The following is a 23,249-nucleotide window of genomic DNA, read 5'->3' as shown; positions in this document are numbered from 1 at the left end:
AGAATGAATGATTTTAAACTTCCTATTTACAGGTATAGAGATGAGTTGATTTTATTGTTAAGATCAAATAACGTTTTAATAGTAGAGAGCCCCACGGGAAGCGGTAAGACCACACAGATACCAAGGATAATATACGAGGCAGGCTTTGCGAAGCTTGGCAAGATTGGTGTGACTCAGCCAAGAAGAATAGCTACTGTATCAATAGCGGAGTATATTGCTAGGAACATTGGTGTTAATCTTGGGGAGGAAGTGGGCTACAAGATAAGATTTCAAGACGTTGTAAGCTCTAGGACTAAGATTAAGTTAATGACTGATGGTGTGTTATTACAGGAGCTTAAAAAAGACACATTGCTTTATGAATATGATGTAATTGTAATAGACGAAGCGCATGAGAGAAGTTTAAACATAGATTTCATATTAGGTCTTATTAAGGATATTTTGAAAAAAAGGAGCGATTTTAAAGTTATCATTTCGTCTGCTACGATAAATACACAAGTATTTTCAAATTACTTTAACAACGCACCAATACTTAACATCGCGACAATTACTTATCCTGTACAGATAATTTACAATCCCCCTTTAATTAACACATCAAAGGGAATGATACTTAAAATAAAGGAAATAATTAGCAGTATAGTTAAAGGAAAACAAGAGGGCGATATACTTATTTTTTTGTCTGGAGAAAAGGAAATAAAGGAGACAATAAAAGAAATTCATGCTCTGAACCTAAAGAAAGATCTAATCATCTTACCCTTATACGGAAGGATGGCAAAAGAAGCACAGGAACAAATCTTTATGCCAACCCCCAAAAACAAAAGGAAAATCATAGTATCAACAAACATTGCAGAAACTTCAATTACAATTGAAAACATTAAGATAGTAATTGATAGCGGGAAAGTAAAGACAAACAAATTCCAGATGAAAACACATACTTATTCACTTCAAGAAGTACCAATCTCAAAATCATCTGCAACACAGCGAGCAGGAAGAGCAGGCCGTCTTTCAAAGGGAACATGCTACAGATTATATAGGAGAGATGAGTATCAGTTAAGGGATGAATATCAAAAGGAAGAAATATACAGAACAGATCTTTCTGAAGTAATACTGAGAATGGCAGATATTGGAATTAAGAATTTCACAAAGTTCGACTTTATCTCAAAACCTTCAATTAAATCTATTCAAACTGCAAGTGATATACTGAAATCTTTAGACGCGATAAATGACAAAAACGAGCTTACAGAGATTGGGAAGTACATGATCGTATTCCCATTAATACCAATACATTCAAGGGCTTTAGTTGAGGCAATGATTAACTACCAACAAGCAATATATCCAACTACGATTGGTTTATCATTCTTATCTACAAGTGGAATTTTTTTATTACCTCAAAACGAAGAAATAGAAGCTAGACAAGCTCATTTAAAATATAAAAATCCATTGGGAGACTTAATAGGCTTTCTTAAAATATTTGAAGACTATAAGAAGGCATTAAATAAAGAAGATTTTGCTAGAGAGAACTATTTGGATTTGCAAGGCCTTGAAGAAATTATTAATGTTCAAAAACAACTTGAAAATATTGTAAGTGGCTTTAACATCCCGATAATACGCAAACCTGAGGATGACACCAGTGAGGGTTATTTAAAATCTATAATGAGAGGCATGAAAGACTATATTTGCTTTAAAACCTCAAGAAATAAATACAAAACAATAAAAGCACAGAATGTAGTAATACATCCTGGATCACTTATTAATGTAGACTCTGTAAAATACTTTGTTGCAGGTGAAATAATAGAGACTACCAAAAGATATGCCAGATCAATTGGAGTACTTAAGAAAGAATGGATAAATGACATTGAATTTGAAGAAAATAAACGAAAAAGGCATTCTAAAGAAAATAAAGGTTTAAAAAATGCTCACAAGTCCACATCGAAACTAACAAAAGAGATAACTCTTTTGTTAGAAAACGAGATAACTATTGGAGAGAAGAAATTCAAAGTTTGGAATGAAAATGACATTCAGCGTATGACCCTTACTTTAAAGGAAGCTAGGGAATTGGTTTTCAAAGGCTTAACAAATACAGAAGAACAGGCAACTAAAAAAATTAATATAAGGTTAATACATAAAGAGTTAATAATATTTAAAAGTAAAAGATTAATGGAAATAATCAATATAGTAGCTAATATGGGGCCCGATTGGACGCTTGTGGAAAAATATGAAAGCACTAATGTCAATATTAACGAAGTTCTTCTTGTTAAGAACATCTTGGAGTGCACCATGAATTTTGTCCAGCATCCGAATAAGAAATCCGTTCTATTTTTATCACTTAGAAGTGATCATTCTGACAATTTTTGGCTAAAACCTCAAAAGAGTTTCGTAATAGCAATTGAAGAATCAATGGATAGCATAAAAAGCCTCGTTGACAACCAATCCCATATTAATAAACTTTCTAAAATAAAAAAAACAATAAATAAAGTTTATAAAAAATTAAGTGTTTTTTTCTAAAATGCAAAAGACATACCTCCCTGTAGGTTTATGCAACTAATATAAATAAAATGTCAACAACCTGGCATCACGTTTAAGGTTAAGTTAAACTTTATCTAGCAGAGAATGCAACATTAAGGAGAATATCATGATTAATGTAATGAAAAATTTACAAAACCTTGGGAAAGCAGTCCAAACCCCTGCAGCTGTCTTGCCAATTGCTGGGATTTTACTTGGCTTTGGATATTTAATAATAGAAGCTACAGATCCCTCTGGAATCTTTAGCCAAATTGGGAAATTGATGGAACAGTCAGGGGGGGCTATTCTTGGAAATTTACCAATACTATTTGCGATTGGAACTGGAATGGGTTTATCTAGAAATAACAAAGCTGCCGCAGCGCTTGGGGGTGCGGTTGGTTATTTAATTCTAAACGCAGGACTGGCTACATTTACAATAACAATTAACGGAAAATTAGAGCCTGTGAACATGTCTGTCTTGGGGGGAATCATTGCAGGTACAACTTCAGCTGCGCTCAGCGATAAAGTGGTAAACTGGAAAATACCACAATTTTTAGGATTTTTCTCAGGTCAGAGATTAGTACCAATAACAAATGGATTACTCTCTGCATTACTTGCAGTAGTTTTTGGCTTTCTATGGGCACCCTTACAAATAGCAATTAATCAAGTCGGGAATTGGATGGTAGAAGCCGGTCATTTAGGATTGTTTGTATTCGGCTTCCTAAATAGATTACTAATAATAACAGGTCTTCACCAGCTCCTTAATACTTTAGTATATTTTGTATTCGGAGAATACACTGCAAACGATGGAAGCATAGTTCAAGGAGAAATTACAAGATATTTAAATGGAGACCCAAATGCTGGAGCATTTACAGCAGGAATGTACCCTATGATGTTATTTGGGCTACCCGGAGCTTCTCTTGCCATGTACTTGACATCTAAAAAAGAACGAAGGGGAGAGGTTGGGGGCCTCCTGCTCTCAGGATCTCTTACTGCATTCCTTACAGGCATTACAGAACCAATAGAATATACGTTCATGTTAATAGCACCTTTGCTTTATCTAATACATGCTGCCCTAACTGGTTTATCATTAATCATTACTAATATCTTCGGGGTACACATAGCGTTCGCACTATCAGCGGGTATAATAGACTATCTTTTAATGTTTCCAAAATCAACAAAGGCCCTATTAATATTTCCAATAGGACTTGGCATTGGAACTATTTACTTTATTATTTTCATAACACTAATAAAAATATTTAAAATAAAAACACCCGGTCGCGAAGACGATAATGAAGGAGAACTAATATCTCACAATCACTCCGATGTTTTGGACGATGTGACTTTTGATTCAATTATTAATGCCTTCGGGGGTCTTGGCAATATAAAGAATGTTGATTCGTGCTTCACAAGACTTCGAGTCGATGTAGAAAATCCCAAATTGGTAAATAAAGACTTAATGAAAAATCTTGGAGCAAGCGGAACAATAATTGCATCAGGAAACCAAGCTCAAGTAATATTCGGAGCTAAATCTGAAAAAATTGCAACTTATATAAAATCCAAAATTTAAGTTTAACAACAAGAGTAAGAAGGCAATCTTTTACTTACACGCCTTCTTATTCTTACGAAAAAAGTGTACATTATTTACAATAATCATCATGAATAAAATCTCGTTTAGACTTTCCCTAACTTTTTTTTTAATGTCTTCCCTTACAGCAAGTTATAGTACAAATAAAGAAAGTCTTGAAAAACTAAATAAACTATACATGCTGTACGACTTAAATAACAATTTACCAAAAGAATTTGAAACAATAAATGAAATCAAGAATCTTGATTTAGAGCTGCACTACTTACTTATGGCAAAGTACCTGCTTAAAATAAAAAAATACGAAGAGGCTAATCGTTTTTTAAAAAAACTAAACAAAACAAAAAATAAAAATATAGAGAACGAAATTTTACTACTAAAACTCAGAATAAATGAAGACAAGATAGGCGAAGCAGAAATTAAAGATACTCTAGAAAAATATCAAAAAACAGATATAAGGATACTGTATCAATTGTATCTTATTACAAGAACAAAAAACAAAGTAATGTCTTTAAAGATTAAAAATATAATTTTAAAAAATTACCCTAAAAGCATTTATTCCTATAAAATAAAAGGAAATGAATAAAAATTTTTTATCCTTAACACTATTAGTTCTTATGTTCGGTGCTCTATCTGCATCAAAATTTATTAGCTCAAGAAAAGATATGTCCAAATACGACATAATTCAAGGTTCTTTCATGGAAAGTAATTATGTCATTGTCAAGATTAAAAACAAAAATTTAAAGTTCATAATTTCAAAGCCTATTTTTGACCAAAAATTAAACAATTACTACTTCGAAGGACAAACAACAAGTCAATTTTTAATTTCAAATGATGTAGACATTGCAATTAACACTAGCCCGTATGAAATAAAAAAAAACATGTTCTACCCAAGTGGACTGTACATATACAACAAAAAAATAATATCCAATGCAATAAAAGAAACATATGGGGCAGTTGTAATTAAGAACAACCGAATAATATTAAATCCTAAAATAGATGAAATAAAAACTTCTGATTACGGATTCGGTGGTTTCTTTACCTTGATCAAAAACGGGAAATATACTAAAACCTTTAAAAAAGATAAACACCCAAGAACGATAATAGGAACTGACCGAGAGAATAAAAATTTATATCTCATAACAATCGAGGGAAGGGGCATCAACAAAAGCAAAGGAATCTCTTTAAACGACGCAATAGACCTATCCTTGAAATATGGCATTACTAACTCCATTAACCTAGACGGAGGCGGCTCAAGTACACTTGTCATAAAATCAAACAACTACTCCCACAAACTCAATTCCACACCTAATTTCTTTGGACAAGAGAGAATAATCCCATTTCACCTGGGAATCAAACTGCCTAATTGAAAAACTTCCAGCCAATATTAACCCCGAGTGTAATCTCCGTTGTCAAGGAAGAGAAGCCAACAGAGGCAGAAGTAGGGGAGATTGCAAGCATTAATAAGGGCCTAACGTAGAGTCCCTTAACCTCAGGAATAAAAAGGTCCGTTGCAAGTCCCAAAGACAGAAAAAACAAGCTTTGCTTCGTAGAACTTAAATCAACAGCATATTTGATCCCAAGAAGAGGAAACAATACCCTAACATACTCTTTAAAAACAATTGGATAAATCCCGTAAAGACCAATACCAAAATATCTGCCATTATGTTCAGATACAAAAGCGTCTTTATAAGACATATCAAAAATAGCATAATTAGCATCAAAAAATAAATTTAAATTTATTCCGTTATCTGCTCTACTATTATTTTGTGCAAATTTATTAACTGAACTTTTACTAGTATAATTTGTAAATTGATAAGAAAATCCTCCCCCAAAAGATAATGGATACGCCAGCAACTCATTAAGACAGAAGAACAACACCAAGCATACATACTTTTTCATTAATATTCCTTAAACTTCATAGAAATATTATATTATATATAACTGTATATCAAGTAAGTTATACAAGAAATTAAGAGAGTTATGAAAAGACAATTATTTCATATAATATGCGCAATACTCATGTCCTGTAGCAAAAGATTGGAAACTCCCCTAACAGAATATTTCAGTCTACCCAAAAGTAGCATCTTGGGCTTTTCAAAAAAAGTAGGAATAGTTATAAAGGACTACGCCCTTTTAAATAATGAAATCAAAAAAAACAAAACAAACTACGACTACTTAACCATAATCAAAAAAGACGAAATAGTAAGAATTGAAAAAGTAATGCAACCAACAGAAAGATACGGACTTAAGGGCAACTGGGTACTGGTCACCCACAAAGGAAAAACAGGATACATCTTCAGCAGAGACATAAACATAATAGACAATATAATAATTGAATAAAGCAACCCACCGAATGCTAGCTAAATGAACTCATAAGCCAGCACACCCAACGTCACCTATTCCTCTTTTTGTGTCTATTTTTTCTCCTCTTCTTCTTTCTCTTATGCGTAGATATCTTCTTTAGTTTTCTTTTTCTTCCACAAGGCACGCCGCACATCTCCTTATTAACCAAAAATTAAATTTAAAATATTCCCCAAATCATCCTCTGGATGATACCACAAAACACCAGGAATCCTACTAAAAAAAGTCATTTGCCTCTTTACATATAAAAACGAATTCCTACCTATCAGACCTATTATATCATCTAACATGTAATAGGGTCTACTTTTCCACAATAAAAACTCACGATACCCTATTCCTTTAAAAGCCGGAGTTGTCTCATCATACCCCTTACCCAACAATCTTTTAATTTCTTCAAGTAAACCACAATCAAACATATTATTAATCCTATTTACTATTCTAGCCCTAATTTCCTCTATAGGCCTCTTTAAACCGATAAGCAAAACATTCTCAAGCTTCTGTCCTCTTTGTAAAAACTGACTAATTGGAATACCTGTTTGATAATAAACCTCAAGAGATCTTTTAATCCTATAAATATCATTTTCACCTATTGTCTTATATCTTTTAAAGTCCACCTTTTTAAGCTTCTCTAGTAGGTAATTCCTACCCCTCGCCTTTAAAAGATCTTCAACATAACGTCTTACCTCAGAAGAAATAGCTGGAGTACTAGGTAGACCACATTGCAAATGTTTAAAATAAAACACAGATCCACCTACAAATACAGGTAGCTTGTATTGATCTTTTAATTTTTCCATTATCTTCAATGCTTCTTTGTAAAAAATTCCAAGAGTATATTCTTCAGACGGCTCCAAAAAATCCACTAAATGGTGCTTTATGTGAGTTCTCAACTGCACACTGGGCTTACAAGAAGCAATATCAAACTCCTTGTATACTTGAATGGAATCAACGTTAATCACCTCAGCTATACCTTGAGGAAAATTGAATAAAATATCACTTTTACCTACAGCCGTGGGCCCAAATATAAAAACTATCTTATCTCTCTTCAATTGAATATGTAAATCTACCCCCTAAAATGTCATTAAAAGCCTGCCCCACTACCTTTTCACCAGAAACAGAATGCTCCGCTATAGAAATTTCATCAATAATCTGCTCTGTGCGCATTATGACCGCAGTAACAAGCTCATAATAATTACCACTAAAATCCTGTATTTTTTTCAAAGGTACTTTCATTCCTTAAAAACCTCCTTATTTCATTTATTTGATCTAGGTCAAACCCCTTTTATCTACCTCACCCCTTATCAATTCAAAAACCCTATTTGCAGTCCTATCGGTTGTGTCAACTATTAAATCAGCTACACACAAATAGCTGTCAATGTCTATGTCATATAGAGAGAGATACCTTTTCGAATCATTAAAATCCCTATTAAAAGTAGCACTTAAAATATCAGAATATATTCCACCCTCTCTATTAATTATTCTCTCTGCTCTAACCTCTATCTTAGCATAAAGATATATTTTCAAATCAGCGTTGCCTGATAGCCAAATTGCAAGACGAGTGGCAAGAACTGTATTATCCTCTTTAGCAAATTCCAATAACTTATTATCAAGATATTCATCCCAATAATAGTCATTTCTACCAACAATTTCTTTCTCATAAAACAAATCGAAGGGTACACCCTTCTCTTTAGCTATGTCATGAAAAGTATAATTAATAAGCTTTAAACCATAATGCCTTGCAAGCATTCCACTAACAGTTGTATTTCCACAACCACTCTTGCCAGAAATAGCTATTCTCATTCAATATTCCTTACCTGTTCTTTTATCTTCTCCAAATTTAATTTCATATTTAAAACCAAATTCCTAATATCAAGATCAATTGCCTTACCACTCATAGTTGTAATCTCTCTATGCATTTCCTGCGTAATAAACTCCAAAACTTTACCACACATATCACTTTCAAGATTTTTATAAAAATTATCTATGTGTGAATACAGCCTAACTATTTCCTCATTAATATCTAGCCGGATAGACATTTTAGCCGCTTCTTCTGCGATATTGACATCACTAACATCATCCATTAACTTTAATAAATTTTCCTTCAGGCTTAAGAAAAGCTTATCGTTTATACTACTTTGAGATTTTTTCAAAGAATCCAAATCACCCTGTAACAAAACAAGGTTTGAAATTATATCTTGTTTTGTGTTCTCACCTTCAAATACCCTGCTCTTATCATAATTAAGTAAAACTTCCCCCAACACACTTTTAAGAGAATTATAAATCATTCCCTGCTTTTCAACGCCCTTCCCCTCATCATCAACAATTAAAGCTCCCTTGAAAGACAAAAAATCACCAAGACTTACTTCATCATTAATCTTTAAATTATAATTACAACGCAGTAAACTATCTTTAAGGCGGACCATAGCCTCAATATAGTTAGGATTTAAAGTAAAATCAATAGTTGGAATAAGTTCCTTGTAGCCCACAGTTAGGAAAACGTTACCCCTACTAACATAGCTTGAAATTAGCTTCCTTATCTCAAACTCATAAGCGTATAAAATCTCAGGTAATCTAAACTTAAAATCTAAAAATTTACCATTATAAGATTTCAAATTAACACTAAACATATAATTCCCTACGGTTTTTTCTAAATGAAAAAACCCAGTCATACTCTTCATTTAAAATACCTTTATAAAAATTTATGCAAAATAAAATTATTACCAGCTCCCATAGTAATAAATAAATCATTCTCTCTTAACAAACTCTTTATGAATTTAACGGAATCAACTACATCTTTGAAAAAATAAACATTTGGATTTACATCCTTAAGAGTCAAATACAATTCAATAGAAAGTTCATCAGGATCAATATCTTCTCTAGTCGAAAGATATATATTATGCAAAATTAATATATCAATACTACTTAAAGCGCTAATAAAATCATTAAAAAGAATTTTTGTTCTTGTAAATGTATGTGGCATAAAATCTAAAACAATTCTCCTATCCCCATAAGAACTCCTAAGCCCTAAAATCGTATTTTCAATCTCCTTTGGATGATGTGCATAATCATCAAGATATATAACCCCATTCTTTTCTCCAATAAATTCCACCCTTCTTTTTATTCCCATATATTCTCTAGCCATAACCTTAACTTTCTCGCCAAAGTTAGAAACTAACTTCCCCTTTTCTTCTAAAATTAATTTAGAAGCCAGAAGTGCAGATGCAAAATTTAAAACATTATGAGTCAAAGGAGTTTTTAGTCTAATATCAGAAATTCCTAAAAAATCAAATTTTAAAACCCCATCCATCACCTCAAAATTTCCAATCTTAAAATCAGCTGAAGAATTAGCACCAAAACTAAAAAGCCTAATATCTTTCCTTATAATCTTATCTTTAAGCTTAATCAAATTAAATTCATCAGAGTTTATAATTAGTATCCCATTCTGCTTTAAATTATCAATATACTTTAAGAAAACAGCTTCAACTGCTTCATAATTTGGAAAAAAATCGACATGTTCATAATCAATATTGGTCAAGACAACGACATCTGGGTAAAAATGTAGAAAATGATTTCTGTACTCACAAGTCTCTGCAACAAATATGTTACTCCTACCAACAAGACTAGGCTTATCTCCAAAATCTTTAACACTCGCACCAAGTATCACATTAGGCTCAAGACCCAGCCCATTAAGTAATATACCTAAAAAAGCTGCTGTAGTAGTCTTGCCATGAGAACCTGCAACTCCAATACTATAATATTTTTTTGATATCTCGCCAAGAAATTCAGGATAAGATAGAACGGGAACCTCAAGCTCACAAGCCTCCCTCAAAACGCACAGCTGATCCTTAGTATAAGCTGGTGAATATATTACAGCATCATAGGACCCTTCATGCCCCTTTAATGAAAACTCATAAATATTTTCATAATAAGTTATACAATTATCATCAAGTAGATCATCCGTATAAAACTTGGAAGGAACATCAACCCCTTCTACTAAATACCCTTTAGCATGCAAAAACCAAGCAAGAGAACAAAGACCAGAACCTTTAATTCCTACCAAAAAGAATTTACTTAAATTATCCAAATCAAGATTCATCCCTTTTTTCCAAATCATCCTTACTGTTGTAAAATTTGTGTATGATAACATCAATAGCAGACATATTAATCACGGTATACTTTAATACATTTGCCATAATATAGTTCCTAAGCATTTCTGCATTGTCAAGTAAATTATTCCCAAGAGGAATATCTAGAAAAAGCTTAAAAGAATAACTCCCCTTGTTTTTCTTAATCTTTAGATCATAAACGACGTAATCTCTATTATATTCAGATACACAATGCTCAATAATTTGCCTTACCGCGCTCTTAGAAACAGACAAAACCCCCTCCTCATGAAAATGAGGCTTCACAATAGAACGAATATAATTTTTTTTCCTAGAAAAAAACCATCTGCTTTTAAAAAAAACTCGAATCGAATCCGATAATAGACTTGGTTTAACAGACGTTATCTCAAAGGCTGCTGCTGGCACTACATGTTCTCCCATCTGTCTTGAAATCCTAGCCTTCTCCATTTCCTGTCTAGTAGAAATATCTGTTATATAAATAATCTTAAAAGGACTAGGCAAAAAAAGCCTAGCCACTATTTTATCTATCATTCGAATACTTGTTCCCAATATCAATATCTTATGGAAATCTTCCCTACGAAGCGCCTCAACAATTTCATTCCTATGAAGATCATCCTCAAAAACAGAGCGCCTTATTGCATTAAAAACATTATCCTCAAATTTAGCAGAAATCCCCGCAATAATCTTCATATTCTTTATCAAAACGCCATCATCAATTATTAAAGAAATAGCATACTTATCTGCTATTAAGTGGGATCTAAAACTTTTCCCAGTACCAGCCGCACCTACTAAAGCATAAACCTTGGTCCTGACAAATTTATACCTAACAGCAGCTGAGACAGCTTTAATAGTGTCTAGGACATTGCCAAACATAAATTTACCAAATAAACCCTTTAAACTCATATACACCAAAAATATTACCTACCCGTTGTAAAAAATCCGAACTAGGTTCAACAAAAAACTCATTCTTTAAAAATAATGGCTCACTAAATTCTACCAAAAAAGAATGTAAAAAGTAATTGGCTTTTTTATGTTTAAAATGATATTTATTATCATCAACTAAAGCATGATTATTAAAGGCACACTGTGCTCTTATTTGATGAGTAAAGCCCGTTTCTATTGAAATTTCAGCAAGAGTAAAAAATTTAGAAATTAAAATTGGTTTAACGTGAGTTACGGCATTAACCTTATCCGTCTTTTCAAGTACTAAAGTTTTTCTTGCAATTTTATCTCTGTACAAAAAATTCCTATAAACCACATCCGTCTTAAGTTCGCCTTCCAGCAAGGCTATATACTTTTTAATAACAACACCGCTACTAAATGCTCTGCTTAAAATCCTTGCAGAATCTACATTTTTTGCAAAAATAACAATTCCTGAAGTATTTCTGTCAATTCTATGCACAGCCGAAGGTTTAAAACTAAGGGATTTAAGATTTTCATTTAAAAGATAAAAATTAACTAAAGTATCAAGAGAATTATCACCATGAACCAAAGTCCCTCTATTCTTATTAATTACAAGTAACTCTTCATCCTCATAAACAATTCTTTCCCTAACTTCTCTTGTTACCATATCTTCTTCAATATTGCTTACCCTCAAGTTAGTACTTAATTCTTGTATTAAAGGCTTGTATAGATAGATCTCATCACCCTGAAAAACTCTGTGAGAAAAAGTAACTTTTAATTTATTTAAAAGAATATCTCCATTTCTGATGTGCTTCATTACCCTAGACTTAGGAAATTTTAAAAACTTTATTAATACTGAATCTAACCTCTTCCCATCGTCATTCTTAAGAACATTAATGATATTATATTTCCCAACATTTAAAGATCTCATAATTACTAAATATTATTATATCGACTACAAACAAGATTAACTATCAAAAATGAAAGCACAGAGATAAAAAGGGAAGGAACAACAGGATGAAAAGAATAACTATCCATTTCACAAAAAATTGTGATTAAATAACTTAAAAGCCCTAAAAACTGAGAAACAAAAGCTGAGGCTTTACTTACAAACTTAAAGTAAAGCCCAAAAACAATAGTAGAAAAAAATGCAACTTCTAGCGCACCAATTGCAAAAATATTTACAAAAAGCAAGAAATCAGGCGGCCTTAAAGAGAAAAGCACTATTACTACAACAAAGCAAGCATTAGAAATAACAGTAACTACATTGATTCTGTCTTTGTCTACAATTTTTTTGTGCAACGACATCACTATTTTCACCCAAATTGATGAAATAAAAAGAAAGCCCGTATCTATTGTAGACATTATTGCCGACAGAAGCCCGATAAAAAACAAGAAAAATAACCTAGGCCCTAATACCTCCGAGGCCACTCTTATTATAACCTTATCATTTGGCTTGAAATTGGGAAAGATAACAAGAGAGAAAAACCCTATTAAATGCATAATAACAACTAAAAATCCTATCAAAAAAGTAGCAACAGGAAGAGCCCGCCTAATATCCCTATCGTTTTTGAATGCTATAAAATTGTTAACAAGTTGCGGCAACCCTAATGTACCAACTCCCGTTAATATCCAAAAAGAAATTATATATTCAATTTGCAAGTCCAAATTTGAAGGCGCGAGTAAATTGCTCCCAAGTTTCAAGATTGACTCCTTAAAGATATTGTCAATCCCACCCCCCAAATTGACCAATCTTAAAAATAAAATCATAGACGCTACAATCATAAAAATTCCTTGAATCAAATCTGTATACGCCACCATCTTAAATCCTCCTAGGCAGACATATAAGAAAACAAACAAAGAGAAAAAAATAAGAGAATCACGATAATCAAGTTTTAAAAAAAACTCTAAAAGCTTAGCTCCCCCAATAAGTTGAGCTGAGATTAAAAATAAAGAAAAAAAAATTATTATAAAACTACTAACAAGAGCTAAAGAATTGCTGGCATACCTATATCTAATATAGTCAACAATATTTATTGCATTAATCTTCCTAGCCTCTGTATTCAATCTCTCTCCAACAATAGTAAACGAAATTATACCTGCAGGGATTTGAATGACTGCTAAGAGAATAAAAGACATTCCATAATTATAAACAGCTGAAGGCCCTGAAATAAAACTACTAGCACTAATATAACTAGAAGCGATAACCAGTGCCATTAAAAAAAAATTTATACCACGATTAGCAAGAAAATAGTTATGTAAAAATGAAATTCCTTCTCTTTTCTTCTTGGCAAGAATACCAAAAATACAGTAAAGAATCAAAAAGATAAAAAGTAAAAAAAGCCCTCTAGTCATCCTTTAAAAAATACACAAAAATACAAATCAATAATAAGCTTAACCCGGGAAACAAGATGCATGATGAGAAAAACCAAAGAGGAATATTGAACACCACAACAGAAAAGACAAAAAAACGATAGGACAAAAACCACCAAAGGAACAAAAATAAATATATTAAACTTGAAAAAAGTACCTTATTTTTCACATTCATATGTACATTATTATAATCATAATAATAGTCATAATACTTCATAATAATAGTCATATTATTATGTTCTATATTATTACAACTACATATGTTATATATAAATAATATTATATAAAATTTATCATAATTTATAATAATTATTATAAATTATGATAAATTTTATATAATATTACATATGAAACTCAATCTGACCAAAAACATACTGGTAGGGGTGTGTGGCGGCATTGCAGCCTATAAATCGGCCTACATTGTATCAAGTTTGGTCAAGATGGGCTATTCTGTTAAGGTTGTAATGACAAAGAATGCCACCAAGTTTATTACCCCACTAACACTGGAAACTGTTTCAAAAAATAGTGTAGTTTGTAATCTATGGGACACAACCCATAAGGAAGTAGAACACATTAATCTAGCAAGATGGGCGGACTTGATACTAATACTCCCTGCCACTTACAATGTTATTTCCAAAATTGCAGCAGGCATTGCCGATGATGCTTTAAGCACAATAATATCTGCTAGCACTGCCCCCACTTATTTTGCAGTAGCAATGAATAACATAATGTATACAAACCCTATTTTGGAAGAAAATATCCAAAAATTAAAAAAATATAATTATAAATTCATTGAACCCGATGAAGGATTTCTGGCCTGCTCTTCAAATGCTGTTGGCCGACTTAAGGATGAAAATGATATTTTAAAAATAATACTAGATGTACCAAAGGCATATTCGCCATTACAGAACAAAAAAATATTAATAACAGCCTCTAGAACTGAAGAAGCGCTAGATCCGATTCGCTACTTTTCAAATAAATCAACTGGACAAATGGGATTTAATCTAGGAATTGAGGCAAAAAATCTCGGTGCTGATGTAACAATAGTTTCAGGCCCCAGTAATGAAAGAATATCTGATGGAATAAACGTTATTAGAGTAAAAACAGCAACAGAGATGTATGAACAAACAACAAAAATATATCAAAAATTTGATGTCATTATTGGGGCCGCCGCTGTTGCAGATTTTAGACCTGAAAAAATTTATGCAAAGAAAATTAAGAAAAATGAATTAGAAAATCTTCATATTAAGCTCATAAAAAACCCAGACACAATGAAACATATCGGTCAAAATAAAACCAAAAACCAAATTGTTATTGGATTTTGTGCCCAAGAACCTGAAAATTTAATAGATAAAGCTAAAGAAAAACTCAAAGCGAAAAATCTAGATTATATTATTGCAAATGACTTAAAACATTTCGGATCAAACTTAAACAAAATTTATATAATAGACAGTAAAAATAACATTCAAAAAATTCCTGAAATGTCAAAAAAAGAAATAGCAATAGAGATTCTAAAAATTCTATGCTAATAATTTTTTAAGAGTCTTTTTAAGTACTCTGAAGTTGCTGTCTCTTTTATCTGCTTAAGCCTACTTGCAAGTGCAGAAGACTTGTTATAAACAGCCCCCTTAATTGCAAGATTTCTTAAATCAACATCTTTACTATTAATAATTCTAGAATAAAAATCATCGAAATTACCTTTTCTAGCCGCAAGCAGCGCGGCTACTTCTGTTAAAGTCCTTGAAGGTTTATTGATATTTTCCTTTTTCAAAAGATCTAATGCAACTAAAAATGCGAAACTAACATTATTATCCAAAAGATAAGCAAACATAGTAAGTTTGAAATTATTTTCAATGGTAGGTTCTAATATAATGTTTTTTATCTCTTCATAGCCAAAATCCATATCAATTAGAGCCTTACCGGACGCTTCCCTAACCCTAAAGGAAGGATCACTTTTAACCTTATAAACCAATGCTTCCCTAGCAGAAATATCACCATGTCCCTTAATAGCATTAACAGCTCTAACCCTAAGTGCTTCATCTGAATCTCTTAAAAAATCCTGTAAAATCTCTTTCGATTTCGCAGATACATCCCTTGAAAGTGCTTCAATAATGGCAATCTTAATATTAGAATTATTATTGTTGTCTTGAAGATATAACTCAGCATTCTCGGTTATTTTCTCAGGTACAAGGTAAGATAGCGATCTGATGGCAGAGGCCTTTATTGCTGGACTCTCATACCTATCCATAGAAATCTCATATATCCTGTTCTCATACTCAAAAGCATTAGACTTACCAAGAGCAATAAGTATTGCAGCCCTGACCCCGTCATCCCCAGAATATTTATCATAAACATCCATCATATTCTTCGAATATTCAACAGCAGAAATCTCACCAAGATAATACGCAGCCATAGATACAATATTCCCTTCTTTATTTTCAAGTATGTCAATAAGAATTTTCTTTAAATCGTCCTTGCTACCAAGTTCCTTAAGATATAAAAGCGCTCCATTAATTAAATTATTAGGATACCTCCTAGTTTCATAATTATCAAGAATATAATTAGCAACACTAACACCACCTTTGTGTTTAAGAGATAGAAATAAATCAAGAATTACTCCCTTAAGTTCAACATTAAAAGTCTTTTGTAGTCTCTTCTCAAGTAAAGAATTGTACTCACCATCGCCCGACTTCTTAAGTCTCTTAACAATCTCAATTACCTGCACATCAAGCCCATATGCAATACTATCCCTTACTTGATTGCCCTCTTGCACACCAGAATTTTTGATAGAACTACTATGAGAGCTATTTTTTATATCTTTATCCGCATTAAACTCAGGCGGGTTAGGTTCTACAGGCTCTATTGGCAACAAAGGATCATCAACGGCAAAAGTATCAAACACAACAAAGTACAAAAGAATAAATAACAAATACCTCATACAATCTCCCTATTGGCGTACTTAAAAAAGTTAATAATTCCAAGGAAATAATAACACACCACTAAAATGACAATACTGATAGCACCTGCAAAGCTTAAAAGACAAAAATTATTAAAACTAAACCCAATATCCCACCTAAAATCCTTAAAAACCATATAAACTAAATACAGAGGAATAAGAGATGAACATGCCTTCATAAAGGCCACAACAGATCTGGCAATTTCAAGTCTCATGCCACTTCTTAATCCAACAAAATAAAAAATAACCACACAAATGGCAAAAGAAATTGATTGTGCAAGAGGCAAAATATCTACCTTAAAGAGGTTAATGCCAAAAACTGATATAAGAATATCAATAACAGAAAAAAGAATATTAGAATAAAGAGGAGTTCTTGAATCACGAATAGAAAAATAATATTTCTGAAAAAATCCAAAAATAGAAGAAAATGTTAATCCAACTAAAAAATATTGCAATACACTAATCGTCCTCTTTGTATCATGTATTGAAAATTTACCCCCTGTAAGCAATAAGTTTAAAATAGGACCAGCCCAGATGTACATCAAAAATGATATTGGAACTAAAAGCAGAATTAAAATATCTATTCCCTGATTTAAAATATCATTCAACTTCTTTCTATTACCCAAAGAAGCATATTCTGCCATTTTGGGGAAAATAACCGTGGAAATGGAAACATAAAAAATACCAACAGGAAGCTGATAATAAACAATTGCGTTACTTAAAACAGAAACACTCCCAATTTCCAGAGTTGATGCTAATGCGAATGAAATTTGCTGAGTAATTATAGAAAGCAAAGCCGATAAAATCATATATGACCATCTCTTTAAAAATCTTAAAAATGCAGGCGCATTAAAACTAAAAACTGGTACGTATGTGACTCCGATAAAAATACAATTTATTAATTGAATTAAAAATTGGAAAACGCCTCCAACAAGCACTCCAATAACGGCACTATATATTCCATACTGATCATAAAACAAAAATATGCTTAATATGATACTAATAGAGAGCATAATAGGCGCTATGGATGGTATAAAGAAAACCTTATATGAATTGAGCACCGATGCAAATATTGAAGCTAGACTTATAAGCAAGATATAGAGTATCAAGTAATTAAACATATGACTAGCTAGCTCCAAATCTCCTTCCCTATAAAAGGAAACGTAATGTATAATCTGACTGGAAAAAATAATCATAATAAAACTGATAAAACTGATACTTATGATATTAAAAGTAGTAACACTCCTGAAAAAAGAAATAGCATGTCTGCTAGATTTATTTCTCTCATGAGTAAACTCAGGCATAAAAGCCGAAGTCATTGCACCCTCTGAAATGATCTTTCTTAAATTATTTGGAATATTGAAAACATAATTAAAAATATCTGCCTCAAGGTTTGCACCGAAATAGTAAGAAAATACTTTTATTTTCACAAAGCCCATTATTCTTGACAAAAAGACAGAAAGCATAACAACAATCGTTGAGATAATATCTTTATTCATAAAAATTACCTTCATCATACCTTTTTAAATAAAGTTTTTTAAACCTTGCAAAATCATCATTCATAATTGCATCCCTAGCCTTTTCAATAAGCCTAAACATGTAATGTATGTTATGCTCACTAGCCAGCATTATTCCAAGAGTTTCTTCTGATTTCATTAAATGCCTTAAATAGCCTCTTGAATACCTTGTGCACAAAGTACATACACAATTTTTCTCGACAGGAGAAGCATCGTTGCTAAATTCAGATCTCTTAATACGTAATATTCCATTATCGGTTAAAAGTGATCCATGTCTAGCAATTCTTGCAGGATTAACGCAATCAAAAATATCAATACCATAATATATGGCATCCAATATATATTGAGGTGTACCAATTCCCATTACATACTTTGGTTTCTCTTCTGGTATTAAGAAAGAATTGTATTCAAGAATTTCTAAATATTTATCCCTTGGTTCTCCAACAGAAATCCCTCCTATCGCAACACCTGGGCTATTTAATTCTAGAATCTCTTCAGTACTTCTTTTCCTTAAATCTTTAAAAAAATTACCCTGGGTTATTAAAAATAAAAGACCATCATAGCCTTCCCTTCTATTCTCATAAGCACTAAATATACGACGAGCCCAAGAAGTTGTAATATTCGTATATAAATTTGCCTCATTATAATCAATGCCATGGGGGCTGCAAATATCAAGCGCCATGATAATATCACTTTCAAAAGTTTCCTGCATTTTAAATACACTCTCAGGTGTAAAATAATGTCTAGAACCATCAATATGCGATTGAAAATGTACTCCCTCGGTTTCAATTTTTCTAAGCTTAGACAAGGAAAAAACCTGAAATCCACCAGAATCTGTTAAAAAATTTTTATCCCAAGAAGTAAATTTATGCAAACTTCCGTATTTCTTTATTATGTCCACCCCAGGTCTTAAATAAAGATGATACGTATTTGCAAGTATTAAATTACACCCTAGTTGCTCAAGTACATCATGCTTTAAAGCCTTCATTGCGCCCAAAGTTCCAACAGGCATGAAACATGGGGTATTGACCCTGCCATGAGGAAGATCAAGCACCCCAAGCCGTGCTCTAGAACTATTATCATTTTTAACAATACTAAACATAAACTCCTAAAACCTGTTTATTTACGCACAAGCTTATAAATAATAAAATTAATAACAAGAAATAAAACAGTAGTAAACGAACTTGCAACCGTTATAGGTAAATAACCAAGATCAGCTAAAAAATTAAAAATTACAATTGAAATAACATATATAACCGCAAATGCAATACTGTTTAACAAGCTGAGTATAAAAATATTTTTCCTTAAAGCAAGACTTATGAAACCAACAGTGAAGCTCAGAAGTATTAATCTAAATGAAAAAAATATCCTGTTTAAAAAATCAAACAAAGCCTCAGAATAATCCAAATTTTCCACCTTAAGAGATCTAATCCAACTAGTAAGCTTTGAAAAATTCAATGTTTTTGAAGACAACATCACTATCTTAATATACTCAGGTTCCAGATTAACAATGCCCTTGCCATCAAGAATCTCATAAAAATTTTCTACAATTTCCCTTCCAACCTTAGTAAATTCTCTCACATCATAAAGATTCCACTTATTATCAACCCAAGTAGCCTTACCCACATCATACCTTTTACTAAAAACGTCATTAATATCTTTTAAAATAATTATTAAATTAGAAATAGTATCACTATCAATATCATAATATCTAATATTGTAAATTTCTCTTGCAAAATCCCTTATTATTACAGTTCTATCGCTGGAGCCCTTCCCCATGCTATTTTTAAGAAAAGCGTCTCTTCGGGTAGTAGTATCTATGACCAAATAATTATCAAAAAAAAAGAGAATTACAGATATCCCGACACTAATTAAAATTATTGGTCTTAATATCCTAGCAAGAGAAATCCCGCAACTAAATAGTCCTATTATTTCATTTCTCATGGAAAGATTGCCAATAAGATTAGAAACAGAGAAAAGAAAAGATAAAGCAACACCATCTGAGAAAGATTTCGGAAGATATAGATAATAAACGTAAATGATATCACTAATACTAAGCTTGTTATCAAGATAACTTAAAAGATTGACAAATAGATCCCCAAGCACAATCAGAATCATGAAAAGAAAATTCATAAACAAAAAGGTCAATGTTATATTCTTTACAAAAAGTTTATCTACTCTCATTTCCTTAAAAGTCTCAAAAAAAGAATCATTCCTGAAAAGATTAATAAAACATTTGGAAAAACAGCAACAAGAAGAGGGTTTGGTGCATTCTGCACCGTATATACTTTCCCACCAATAAACATTACCCAATAGGCAACACAAATAAGAATTGAAATTACAAGTTCAAGAATAATAGAATATTTTTTATTAGAATACATACCCATACCAAAAGCTAAAAAAATAAAAAATAAAACAGATACTGGTAGGCTAATTTTTTGATAAAGCTCTAAAGAAAAAAGAGCATAATTCTTTTTAACTGCCATATCCTCGTAAGGACTATAATTTAAATTTAAGCTATACATGTAGTCCACATTCTCAAGAACAGACCTATCATCTAATATCTTACTCTTATCATACAAATAATTTAAATAGCTATTTGAAAAATTTAAATTCAAAAAATCTTCTTCTAAATCATTCTGTACATCTAAATCTTCAATTAATTTAGTTTGCTTATCAACAAGTTTAATAACATCTCTTATGCTCATCTGAGAAGGCGTTATGTAGTTTAGCAAAAACCCATCGCTAAATGTAACTTGATCAATTGAATATTTCATTAGATCCGCATAAAAATAATCATAAAATCCAATAGCATCATCTGTTAAGGCAATTGACAATACTTCGTTTAAAATAAAATATACCTGATAATTTTCCTTTTGGATGTTAAGATTCTTAGCCATAAACACCCTATCATACCCTTTAAGTCTAGTATTATCAAAAAAAGTAACATTCTTATACCCCGTATCCGATTTTTCCCCAGACACAAATATTAAATCTCCATACTGCTTACTTGAATAAGGCTTTAACACTAAATGAGGCACTTCTTCTTTTATTTCATTAAAAATTTTTAACCTACCAATAGAACCAAGAGGAAGTAAAAAATCATTTGAAACAAACGAAATAAATGCAATAACTACTCCCAATTTTAAAAAAGGAACTAATAAATCTAAAATAGATATCCCAATTGATCTGAATGCTAATATTTCATTATTAAGCTTAAACCTATGAACAGTAAGTACAACTGAGATTAAAGCCGCAAAGGGCGGAGAAAGCGCAATAACCATTGGAAGAGAATATACGACAAAAATAAAAGCCTTCAAAAATGGAACATAATTCTGAAGGAGTATTCTCATAAAAAAAAGTATTTGATTTATGAAAAATACAAAGAAAAAAAATAAAAAAGTAATTAAAAAATACTTAAAAAACTCGGCAATTATGTAAGATTCATAATTGTTTTTTGATACTTTCATCCACAAAAACCAAACCATTATTGAGAGTACCAAGTATTACATAGCTATTAAAACTTAAAACTTTAACCAAATTTAAATTGAGAAGCCCATCACGAGGCCCCAAATAATCCCAACTATTATTGAGAGTATCGTAGATCACTAAACCATGCCCAAAAGTAGCAAACAACAATTTATTACCCCTAACCTCCATATCGAGAAAATACTCAACACCAAAATTACTGTCAACCCCGCATTTCACATATGCCTTATCCTCTAAATTTAGAACAAAAAGACCCTCTCCATATGTCCCCACATAATAACGACCGTCATATTTCTTTATAAAATTAATATTTCTCTCACTATTTTTACTACTAAAGAAGTCTAAATGCCTAACATCTTTCAAATTAGTAAGATTAACAGTATAAATGCCATTATCCGTCGTTCCTACAAACAATATACCTTTCCCCTCATCTAAACACATCGATGAGATCCTCCTAGAACCAAGCTTGACATAAGTCCACTCACCTAAATCAGAATAAAACCACAGTCCAGAATCCAGAGTGCCAACAAACATACCATCCCGAACGCTCATTAAAACCTGTATATTATTTAGCTTAACCCCCAAAGGTATTTTAACCTGCTTGACAGTCCCTCCATAGTCTTCAATATAATAAAGAACATTACCTCCTCCAATGTATATAGCACCTTTACGTTCTGCAAATCCTTTAAGACCACTTAAAACAATACTTTTCTTATCCTTAATATAAACCCTATAGTCATTATTCTTAATATCATATCTTAAAAGACCACCAAATATATTTGAAACAAAAACATTATTTTCAAAAATAAACATATCGAATATACTATTGTCTACGAACCCCAAAGTCTCCAAATTTAAATAATTTACCCCAAACTTGTCATTTAAGAAATAATAAATTCCTCTATCATAATCTAACAAAATAGAAGATTCATCAACATCTCTTAACGCAGAAACCGCCCCCACTCTATCTTTAGCAAAATACTTCAACTCAGAAACCCTGAGACTAGCATGGGAATACCTATAAAATTTCAAAAAACAATCAAAATTGTGTTCAGAAAGACTATAAGCACCCCTACTATAATTTACATAACCAAAAAACAAATTGGCCTTAAAAAATAATTCATCACTATAACCTTCCTCATCAGTTAATATCTTATTCAAATAAAAACTAGCCATCCCAAAATCTTCTCTTGCATAACTCTGCCTCGCACTAACAAAATGAGGATTATCCTCCTTCAGAAAAGCATCACTTAAAAAAAAAGACTCATTATCCTTCAGCCCCGCCAAATAACCTCTCTTATCAATTCCCTGCCCATCCTTTACAAGATTAAGATACAAACCAGAATCCTTCTCAGTAGTATGGCACGAGAGCAGTAGAAACAAACCTAGCAAGATAAGTTTACCTCTACAAATAACACTCGACACAAGCTTCATACGTGCCT

At 31.9% G+C, this 23,249-nt stretch carries 21 protein-coding genes; 6 read left to right on the top strand and 15 right to left on the bottom strand.

Annotation, left to right across the window (positions count from 1 at the left end):
* Positions 1–3 precede the first annotated feature (3 nt).
* From LSO06_RS04315 to LSO06_RS04300, 4 genes are all read left to right on the top strand, one after another.
* Entirely contained in the window at positions 4–2,502 is a 2,499-nt protein-coding gene (locus LSO06_RS04315; RefSeq protein ID WP_231760806.1) for an ATP-dependent RNA helicase, read from the top strand.
* A 127-nt stretch (positions 2,503–2,629) separates the two neighbouring features.
* Entirely contained in the window at positions 2,630–4,069 is a 1,440-nt protein-coding gene (locus LSO06_RS04310; RefSeq protein ID WP_231760805.1) for a PTS transporter subunit EIIC, read from the top strand.
* 88 nt (positions 4,070–4,157) lie between these two features.
* Positions 4,158–4,670, top strand: a complete 513-nt coding sequence (locus tag LSO06_RS04305) for a hypothetical protein (RefSeq protein WP_231760804.1) — start codon at positions 4,158–4,160, stop codon at positions 4,668–4,670.
* Positions 4,663–5,454 (top strand): phosphodiester glycosidase family protein, encoded by a 792-nt coding sequence (locus LSO06_RS04300; protein WP_231760803.1) that lies wholly within the window; start codon positions 4,663–4,665, stop codon positions 5,452–5,454. Before LSO06_RS04305 ends, LSO06_RS04300 begins: the two co-directional genes overlap by 8 nt.
* On the opposite strand, the gene LSO06_RS04295 is transcribed toward LSO06_RS04300, so the two are convergent.
* Positions 5,447–5,986 carry a hypothetical protein gene (locus tag LSO06_RS04295; protein WP_231760802.1) on the bottom strand — a complete coding sequence of 180 codons (540 nt, stop codon included), beginning with the start codon at positions 5,984–5,986 and terminating at the stop codon, positions 5,447–5,449. The genes LSO06_RS04300 and LSO06_RS04295 overlap by 8 nt on opposite strands.
* A gap of 81 nt (positions 5,987–6,067) precedes the next feature.
* Between LSO06_RS04295 and LSO06_RS04290 the strand changes: the two genes are divergently transcribed.
* Positions 6,068–6,427 (top strand): hypothetical protein, encoded by a 360-nt coding sequence (locus LSO06_RS04290; protein ID WP_231760801.1) that lies wholly within the window; start codon positions 6,068–6,070, stop codon positions 6,425–6,427.
* 164 nt (positions 6,428–6,591) lie between these two features.
* On the opposite strand, the gene miaA is transcribed toward LSO06_RS04290, so the two are convergent.
* The 8 genes from miaA to panF are packed head-to-tail and all read right to left on the bottom strand — an operon-like array spanning position 6,592 to position 13,827.
* Positions 6,592–7,494 (bottom strand): tRNA (adenosine(37)-N6)-dimethylallyltransferase MiaA, encoded by a 903-nt coding sequence (gene miaA / locus LSO06_RS04285; protein WP_231760800.1) that lies wholly within the window; start codon positions 7,492–7,494, stop codon positions 6,592–6,594.
* Positions 7,481–7,678: a DNA-directed RNA polymerase subunit omega gene (locus LSO06_RS04280; RefSeq protein WP_231760799.1), complete on the bottom strand. Its 198-nt coding sequence runs from the start codon at positions 7,676–7,678 to the stop codon at positions 7,481–7,483. Before LSO06_RS04280 ends, miaA begins: the two co-directional genes overlap by 14 nt.
* A gap of 33 nt (positions 7,679–7,711) precedes the next feature.
* A complete protein-coding gene (cmk, locus tag LSO06_RS04275) occupies positions 7,712–8,245 on the bottom strand; it encodes a (d)CMP kinase (RefSeq protein WP_231760798.1) in 534 nt (177 codons plus the stop codon).
* Entirely contained in the window at positions 8,242–9,123 is an 882-nt protein-coding gene (locus LSO06_RS04270) for a YicC/YloC family endoribonuclease (RefSeq protein ID WP_231760797.1), read from the bottom strand. Before LSO06_RS04270 ends, cmk begins: the two co-directional genes overlap by 4 nt.
* A gap of 11 nt (positions 9,124–9,134) precedes the next feature.
* Positions 9,135–10,541: a UDP-N-acetylmuramate--L-alanine ligase gene (gene murC / locus LSO06_RS04265; protein WP_231760905.1), complete on the bottom strand. Its 1,407-nt coding sequence runs from the start codon at positions 10,539–10,541 to the stop codon at positions 9,135–9,137.
* Positions 10,531–11,442, bottom strand: coding sequence for a hypothetical protein (locus LSO06_RS04260; protein ID WP_231760796.1), 912 nt, complete (start codon positions 11,440–11,442; stop codon positions 10,531–10,533). The genes murC and LSO06_RS04260 overlap by 11 nt, the downstream gene beginning before the upstream one ends.
* A gap of 4 nt (positions 11,443–11,446) precedes the next feature.
* Complete coding sequence (locus tag LSO06_RS04255) at positions 11,447–12,403, bottom strand: pseudouridine synthase family protein (protein ID WP_231760795.1); 957 nt, start codon at positions 12,401–12,403, stop codon at positions 11,447–11,449.
* A gap of 5 nt (positions 12,404–12,408) precedes the next feature.
* Positions 12,409–13,827 carry a sodium/pantothenate symporter gene (gene panF / locus LSO06_RS04250; RefSeq protein WP_231760794.1) on the bottom strand — a complete coding sequence of 473 codons (1,419 nt, stop codon included), beginning with the start codon at positions 13,825–13,827 and terminating at the stop codon, positions 12,409–12,411.
* 365 nt (positions 13,828–14,192) lie between these two features.
* On the opposite strand from panF, the gene coaBC reads away from it, so the two are divergent.
* Entirely contained in the window at positions 14,193–15,374 is a 1,182-nt protein-coding gene (gene coaBC, locus LSO06_RS04245; protein WP_231760793.1) for a bifunctional phosphopantothenoylcysteine decarboxylase/phosphopantothenate--cysteine ligase CoaBC, read from the top strand.
* Here the strand turns inward: coaBC and LSO06_RS04240 are convergent.
* The 6 genes from LSO06_RS04240 to LSO06_RS04215 are packed head-to-tail and all read right to left on the bottom strand — an operon-like array spanning position 15,371 to position 23,241.
* Positions 15,371–16,783 (bottom strand): HEAT repeat domain-containing protein, encoded by a 1,413-nt coding sequence (locus tag LSO06_RS04240; protein WP_231760792.1) that lies wholly within the window; start codon positions 16,781–16,783, stop codon positions 15,371–15,373. The genes coaBC and LSO06_RS04240 overlap by 4 nt on opposite strands.
* Entirely contained in the window at positions 16,780–18,300 is a 1,521-nt protein-coding gene (murJ, locus tag LSO06_RS04235) for a murein biosynthesis integral membrane protein MurJ (RefSeq protein WP_231760904.1), read from the bottom strand. Before murJ ends, LSO06_RS04240 begins: the two co-directional genes overlap by 4 nt.
* Positions 18,293–19,420 (bottom strand): tRNA guanosine(34) transglycosylase Tgt, encoded by a 1,128-nt coding sequence (tgt, locus tag LSO06_RS04230; RefSeq protein ID WP_231760791.1) that lies wholly within the window; start codon positions 19,418–19,420, stop codon positions 18,293–18,295. The genes murJ and tgt overlap by 8 nt, the downstream gene beginning before the upstream one ends.
* 17 nt (positions 19,421–19,437) lie before the next feature.
* A complete protein-coding gene (locus LSO06_RS04225) occupies positions 19,438–20,502 on the bottom strand; it encodes an LptF/LptG family permease (RefSeq protein ID WP_231760790.1) in 1,065 nt (354 codons plus the stop codon).
* A complete protein-coding gene (locus tag LSO06_RS04220; protein ID WP_231760789.1) occupies positions 20,499–21,788 on the bottom strand; it encodes an LptF/LptG family permease in 1,290 nt (429 codons plus the stop codon). The genes LSO06_RS04225 and LSO06_RS04220 overlap by 4 nt, the downstream gene beginning before the upstream one ends.
* Positions 21,763–23,241 carry a ligand-binding sensor domain-containing protein gene (locus tag LSO06_RS04215; RefSeq protein WP_231760788.1) on the bottom strand — a complete coding sequence of 493 codons (1,479 nt, stop codon included), beginning with the start codon at positions 23,239–23,241 and terminating at the stop codon, positions 21,763–21,765. The genes LSO06_RS04220 and LSO06_RS04215 overlap by 26 nt, the downstream gene beginning before the upstream one ends.
* Positions 23,242–23,249: the final 8 nt, after the last annotated feature.

The organism is Borrelia sp. RT5S (assembly GCF_021165755.1).
Lineage (GTDB): Bacteria > Spirochaetota > Spirochaetia > Borreliales > Borreliaceae > Borrelia.
This window is presented reverse-complemented; position numbering and strand designations above follow the sequence as displayed.